The sequence below is a fragment of the Archangium lipolyticum genome, assembly GCF_024623785.1.
GTDB classification, from domain to species: Bacteria; Myxococcota; Myxococcia; order Myxococcales; family Myxococcaceae; genus Archangium; species Archangium lipolyticum.
Genome location: NZ_JANKBZ010000028.1, coordinates 136,298 through 142,484, shown reverse-complemented (window position 1 = coordinate 142,484; position 6,187 = coordinate 136,298). Strand labels below are relative to the sequence as shown.

The window sequence follows — 6,187 nt, the reverse complement described above, 5'->3', positions numbered from 1 at the left end:
GAGAAGCGCGAGAAGAACTTCAAGCGCTTCCCCTGGCACTACTGAGGGCCGGGCTCCAGCCATCCACGGGTGGATGACGGGGGCGGATACCCTCACCCCGACCCTCTCCCAGAGGGAGAGGGAGGGGTTGCTCGGATCAGAACTGCGCCCAGCCCGGGACTCGCGGGTAGGGGATCGCGTCACGGATGTTCTGCAGACCGCACATGTAGACGATGAGCCGCTCGAACCCCAGTCCGAAGCCCGCGTGCGGCACCGTCCCGTAACGCCTCAGGTCCCGGTACCACTGGTAGTGCTCCGGCTTCAGCCCGAACTGCTCCATCCGCTTGTCCAACACGTCCAGCCGCTCCTCGCGCTGGCTCCCTCCGATGATCTCCCCGATCCCCGGCGCCAGCACGTCCATCGCCGCCACCGTCTTCCCGTCTTCGTTCAGGCGCATGTAGAACGCCTTGATCTTCTCCGGGTAGTTCATCACCACCACCGGCCGGCCCACGTGCTCCTCCGTCAGGTAGCGCTCGTGCTCCGTCTGCAGATCGTTCCCCCACTCCGGCGCGTACTCGAACTTCTTCTTCGCCTTCTTCAGGATCTCGATCGCCTCCGTGTAGTCGATCCGCTCGAAGCTCGAGTTGGCGAACTTCTCCATCCGCTCGATCACGCCCTTCTGCTGGCGCTCCTCGAAGAACTTCATGTCCGGGCCGCACTCGGCGAGTACCGCCTTGAAGACATACTTGAGGAACCGCTCCGCCAGGTTCGCGTCCTCGTTCAGGTCCGCGAAGGCGATCTCCGGCTCGATCATCCAGAACTCGGCCAGGTGCCGCGTGGTGTTCGAGTTCTCCGCCCGGAACGTGGGCCCGAACGTGTACACCTTCGACAACGCCAGGCAGTACGCCTCCACGTTCAGCTGGCCGGACACGGTGAGGTAGGCCTCCTTGCCGAAGAAGTCCTTGTGCCAGTCGATCTTCCCCTCCGGCGTGCGCGGCAGGTTCGTCATGTCCAGCGTGGACACGCGGAACATCTGCCCGGCGCCCTCGGCGTCGCTGGCGGTGATGATCGGCGTGTTCACCCAGCAGAAGCCCTCCTCGTGGAAGAAGCGGTGGATGGCCTGCGCCGCGGCGTTGCGCACGCGGGTGATGGCTCCGAAGGTGTTGGTGCGCGGCCTCAGGTGCGCCACCTCGCGGAGGAACTCCAGCGTGTGCTGCTTGGGCTGGATGGGATAGGTGTCCGGGTCATCCACGAAGCCGAGCACCCGCACCTCGTCGGCCTGCACCTCGAACGACTGGCCCTTGCCCTGCGACTTCACGAGCGTGCCGCGGCAGATGACGGAGCAGCCCGCGGTGAGGTGCAGCACCTCCTTCTCGTAGTTGGGCAGCGCGTTCGGCGCGACCACCTGGATCGGATCGAAGGTGGAGCCATCGCTCACGTTGATGAAGCTGATCCCCGCCTTCGAGTCACGGCGCGTGCGCACCCAGCCGCGCACCTCGACCTTCGTGTCCGGGGCGATCGAACCATCCAGCGCCTTCTTCACACTGACGACCTGCATGAAACCCTTCCTTCCTCCAAAGCCGGGGACCGCGGAGTTAGCCGCCCTCCGGCCCGAGGACAAGCACCATGAGCACCCCCTGTCCACCGGCCGGGCGGTCAGCCGGTGCTTGACACGTCCGGGGGGGGCCCCCTTCCCGACCGGGGAGGCAGGTAACTCCCGAGGGCACGGCCTCAGGCGCGCGAGGTCCCACCGCGCGGCACGGACTCGAAGAGCAGCCCGGCGGAGCTCAGGAGGCGCTCATTGCCCATCCGCGAGAGCGCCTCGCACACCCCGGGCTGGTCGAAGAGGTTCCGCTCGCAGCTCCCCCAGTCCAGCCGCAGCAGCAGGCAGGGCGTGTCCGCGAGCACGGTCGCGGTGGCCGGCAGGCCGAGCATCAGGGAGATCTCCCCGAACACGTCGCCCTCTCCCAGGGTGCGCAGGGGGCTCTCCCTCCCGTCCTCGTGATGGTGCCGCACCTGGCACCGCCCCCGCAGCAGCACGTACAGGCCATCCACCGCCTGCCCCTGCTCGAGCAGGCGCGTCCCCGCGGGCCTGGAGCACAGCTGGAAGTCACGGGCCAGGGCGTCCCTCGCCGGGGGCGTGAGCAGCCGGAAGATCGGATTGGAGCGCAGCACGTCGTCCAGCAGGCGCTCGCGGTGGAAGGAGCGCAACACCTCCTCCACGGAGGGGTGCCGCTGGATGATCCGATCCAACCGCTCGCGCGTCAGCTCCAACACCGCCGTGCGCTCGAAGGCCCTGACACTCGCGAGCCTCGGCACGTCGGAGAGCAGCGACATCTCCCCGAAGAAGTCGCCCTCGCCCAGGAAGGCCACCGTGCGCCGCCTTCCCGACTGCGGGCTCCTCACCACCTCCACGCTCCCCTCCACGATGGCGAACAGGGAGTTGCCCGGCTGCCCCTCCTCGACGATCGTCTCTCCCGGCAGGAAGTCCCGCAGCTCCAGGGCCTCCAGCACCGAGAGGAACTCCCGCTCGCCGAGCCGCGAGAACAGGCAGGCGCGCGCGGGCCCCTCCTCGACGGCTGGCGCCGACGCCCCCGCTCCTCCCGACACGTCCATCCGCCGGGCGTCGAGCTCCGCCAGCAGCCGCCGCGTCGGCTCATGACCCGGCTCGAGCCGGAGGATGAACCTGCACAGGGCGACGGCGCGCAACAGCCAGCCCTTCCGGCCCCAGGACTCCGCCAGTGCCTCGTAGTCGGAGAGCACCACTTCCGGCTCCTGGTTGGAGGAGAGTGGGACAACCGCGTCTTCGTTCGGCCTCGGTGTGTCTGACATGGACCCCCCTTGAGAGGACTGGACCCCGGTACGGCGAGAACGCCGCCGGGGTCTGTTCTCCCCAAAGGGTGTCCGCTCGCACCCGCTCCGTCTGTGAAGCGGTTCACACCCCGGGAGCGAATTTCCTCACACGCCTCGGAGGGGGTCTACTCCATGCGGACCACCGAGCCCTCGGGCAACCCCGCCTGGAGCCGGGCCAGGGCCTCCTCCACGGCGCCCTTCTCCACGCTCTCCACCGTCACCTTCACCACGTAGTCCAGCGAGCGGTCGAACATCGGGTACGAGCCGATGGCCACGTGCGGCATGTCCAGCGCCACGCGGTCCAGCACCGCCGCCACCGTGCTCTCGCCCAGGTTGAGGTACAGCATCCGCAGGTGCACCGGCGTGCCGCTCAGCCGCGCCAGCACCGCGTCCAGCTGCGTGCGGAAGAGCTGCGGCACCCCGGGCAGCATGAAGACGTCCTCCACCGTCAGCACCGGGTACCAGCTGCCCGGCTGGGGAATCAGCACCGCGCCCTCGGGGGCGTCCGCCAGCCGCAGCGCCTCGGCCGTCAGCTTGTCCATCGCCCTCTCGCGGATGAGCTCCACCATCTCCGGCAGCCGCACCACCCTGCGCCCCATCGCCAGCGCCACCGCCCGCACCGTCACGTCATCGTGCGTGGGGCCGATGCCTCCGCTGGTGAAGACGTACTTCGCCCGCATCCGCGCCCGCGCCACCGCTTCCACGATGATGTCCACCTCGTCGGGGACGATCTCCAGGGTGCGCAGGGGAATCCCCACCTCGCGCAGACGCCGGATGAGGTGGGGACCATTCGCGTCCACCACCTTCGCCGTGAGGACCTCGTTGCCGATGATGACCGCCGCCGCGCCGGTGGGCTCCATGCGGCCGGGGACTCTACCGCACCGCCGCGCGTCCGGGCTTGCGTCCGAGCAGCTTACGCACCTGTGCCAGACACTCGGCCGTCACCGCCTCCACCGGCTGGTCCCCGTCGATGCGCACCACGTGCTCGCGCTTGCCACGCAGGCGGATGGCCGCCTCGTACTGCCGGGAGATCCGCCGCTGCTTCTCCTCCGCGTCGAAGAGCTCCTCCGGCCCGCCTCGCGCCGCCCTCCGCCGCGCCGCCACCGTGATGGGCACCTCGACGAAGAGCGTCAGGTCCGCCGGCACCGCGTACGCGTTGAGGCTCTCCACCCAGTCCATGGGCAGGGAGGCCCCCTGGTACGCCAGGGACGAGAGCACCGACCTGTCACTGAGCACCAGCTGCCCCGCCTCCAGCGCCGGCAGCACCCGGGACCGCAGGTGATCCGTCCGGTCCGCCGCGTACAGCAGCGCCAGCGTCTCCTGGGCCAGCGGCTGGGGGCCTCCGGCTCCGGGCAATATCACCCGCCCCGTCAGCGCCTGGCGGATGAGCACCCCCACCGGGCCGTCCGAGGGCTCGCGCGTGGTGAGGACGGACTGGCCCTCGGCCCGCAGCGCCGCCGCGAGCCGCTCCACCTGCGTGGTGGTGCCAGCGCCATCCAATCCTTCCAGGACGATGAGACGCCCGCTCCGCGCGGGCTTCCGGGCGCGACTCACCGGGGCAGCAGCGCCGTGGGATCGTCCAGCCGCAGCTGGCGGCGCAGATCCATCATCGTCTCGTAGCGCACCAGCTCGTCCGCCAGCACCGTGCGGCCCTGGCGGTAGCGCAGCAGCGCGTAGATGCCCAGCCCCACCGTCGCCGCCAGGCCCAGCCACGCCACATACGGCGCTCTCGCCGAGTCCCAGAAGAGCTTCGCCGTCGCGCCTCCGAGGATGAGCGAGACGATGCAGGACACGCCCGCGTGGGCGAAGTGAAGCGTGCTCTGACGGGTGGACAGCGCCTCCTGGAGGCGCTCGAGCTGCTCGTGGAGATTCTGGGTATCTGCGTTCACGGGGCCGGCAAGGTAGCGGAACAGGGGGGCCTCGTCGAGTTGGCTGGAGAGTCCTCCCCGGTGGACGCCCTCCCCGGCCGCCCCCCTTCGCAACCCCACGGAAGTACAGGGTTTTCTGGCCTTCCCGCCGGCCGATGCCTCAGAGGTCGGCCAGGGCCTCGCGGACCGCGTCCAGGTCCGCGGGCAGCTCCACCGGAGGATTCGCGAACCGGCTCGTGACGTCCGCCAGCGTCCCCCGGTGGTAGCCCACCTTGAAGTCCGGGAACTTCAGCCCGTGCGCAGTGGACACCACCGCCACCTTCGCGCCCCGGGCGATGACCCCCTGGGCCACCAGCTTCTCCAGCGCGGCCAGCGCCACACCGGTGTGCGGACACGTGAAGGTGCCCTCCCGATCCGCCCGCGCCGCCGCGTTGGCCAGCTCGGACTCCGTGGCGTCCTCCACCACCCCGTCGAAGGCCTTCAGAATCCGCACCGCGCGCCGGAAGGACACCGGATCGCCGATCTGGATCGCCGACGCCAGCGTGCGCTCGGCCTTCATCGGCACCAGTTCCTGGAAGCCCCCGCGGAAGGACCGCACCAGCGGGTTGGCCCGCTGTGCCTGCGCCACCGCGATCCTCGGCCTCCGGGAGATGATGCCCAGCGCGTGCAGCAGCTCGAAGCCCTTGCCCAGCGCGCTCGCGTTGCCCAGGTTGCCGCCCGGGATCACCACCCAGTCCGGCGGCTCCCAACCCAGGTCCTGGCACAGCTCGATGGCCACCACCTTCTGCCCCTCGATGCGCAGCGAGTTCATCGAGTTGGCCAGGTACAGGCCCGAGTCCCGCGTCACCTGCTGCACCAGCTTCATGCAGCCGTCGAAGTCCGTGTCCAGCGACAGCACCCGCGCCCCGTTGGCCACGGGCTGCACCAGCTGCGACAGCGACACCTTGTCCTTCGGCAGGAACACCACCGAGGGAATCCCCGCCGCCGCGCAGTAGGCCGACAGCGCCGCCGAGGTGTCCCCCGTCGACGCGCACGCCACCGCACGGATGGGCACCCCGCGCGAGCGCATGTGCTTCACCGCGGACACCAGGACCGTCATCCCCCAGTCCTTGAAGCTGCCCGTCGGCGAGACGCCGCACTCCTTCAGATCCAGGCTCGCCAGCCCCAGCTCCGCCGCCATGCGAGGCAGCGGCTTGAGTGGCACCCGCCCCTCTCCCAGCGAGACGATGTCCTCCGCCGGCATCCGCGGATACACCCACTCGTGCTTGCCCCAGACTCCCGAGGCGTACGGCAGCCGCGAGGACCCGAAGCGCTGCTCGAAGCGGCGCCGCCACTCCGCCGCCGGCACCGTGCGCAGCGCCTCCACGTCGTGCGCCACCTCCAGCAACCCCTGGCAGCGCGGACAGCGGTAGACGATCTCCAGCAGCGAGGCGCGGAAACCGCACCCTTCACTGCATGCGTACTCGGCGTGGAAGTCAGACATGCTC

The 6,187-nt window shown here is 69.9% G+C and carries 6 protein-coding genes; all 6 read right to left on the bottom strand.

The window, feature by feature from the left end; translation table 11 throughout:
• Nucleotides 1-136: 136 nt before the first annotated feature.
• The 6 genes from asnS to thrC all read right to left on the bottom strand — a co-directional run bounded on the left by asnS (nt 137) and on the right by thrC (nt 6,183).
• On the bottom strand, nt 137-1,537 hold the full coding sequence (gene asnS / locus NR810_RS39785) for an asparagine--tRNA ligase (protein WP_257460277.1): 1,401 nt from the start codon (nt 1,535-1,537) through the stop codon (nt 137-139).
• Nucleotides 1,538-1,710: 173 nt separating this feature from the next.
• A complete protein-coding gene (locus NR810_RS39780; RefSeq protein WP_257460276.1) occupies nt 1,711-2,811 on the bottom strand; it encodes a cyclic nucleotide-binding domain-containing protein in 1,101 nt (366 codons plus the stop codon).
• Nucleotides 2,812-2,957: 146 nt separating this feature from the next.
• On the bottom strand, nt 2,958-3,692 hold the full coding sequence (locus tag NR810_RS39775) for a competence/damage-inducible protein A (RefSeq protein ID WP_257460274.1): 735 nt from the start codon (nt 3,690-3,692) through the stop codon (nt 2,958-2,960).
• A gap of 13 nt (nt 3,693-3,705) precedes the next feature.
• Nucleotides 3,706-4,386 carry a dTMP kinase gene (gene tmk / locus NR810_RS39770; RefSeq protein ID WP_257460273.1) on the bottom strand — a complete coding sequence of 227 codons (681 nt, stop codon included), beginning with the start codon at nt 4,384-4,386 and terminating at the stop codon, nt 3,706-3,708.
• On the bottom strand, nt 4,383-4,721 hold the full coding sequence (locus NR810_RS39765) for a hypothetical protein (RefSeq protein WP_257460272.1): 339 nt from the start codon (nt 4,719-4,721) through the stop codon (nt 4,383-4,385). Before NR810_RS39765 ends, tmk begins: the two co-directional genes overlap by 4 nt.
• Nucleotides 4,722-4,860: 139 nt before the next feature.
• Nucleotides 4,861-6,183, bottom strand: a complete 1,323-nt coding sequence (gene thrC / locus NR810_RS39760) for a threonine synthase (protein WP_257460271.1) — start codon at nt 6,181-6,183, stop codon at nt 4,861-4,863.
• Nucleotides 6,184-6,187 lie beyond the last annotated feature (4 nt).

What these genes read in the sequence shown, in the direction of transcription:
- asnS (WP_257460277.1), bottom strand. Translation starts at nt 1,537, where the DNA reads ATGCAGGTCGTCAGTGTGAAGAAGGCGCTGGATGGTTCGATCGCCCCG.
- NR810_RS39775 (WP_257460274.1), bottom strand. Translation starts at nt 3,692, where the DNA reads ATGGAGCCCACCGGCGCGGCGGCGGTCATCATCGGCAACGAGGTCCTC.
- NR810_RS39780 (WP_257460276.1), bottom strand. Translation starts at nt 2,811, where the DNA reads ATGTCAGACACACCGAGGCCGAACGAAGACGCGGTTGTCCCACTCTCC.
- thrC (WP_257460271.1), bottom strand. Translation starts at nt 6,183, where the DNA reads ATGTCTGACTTCCACGCCGAGTACGCATGCAGTGAAGGGTGCGGTTTC.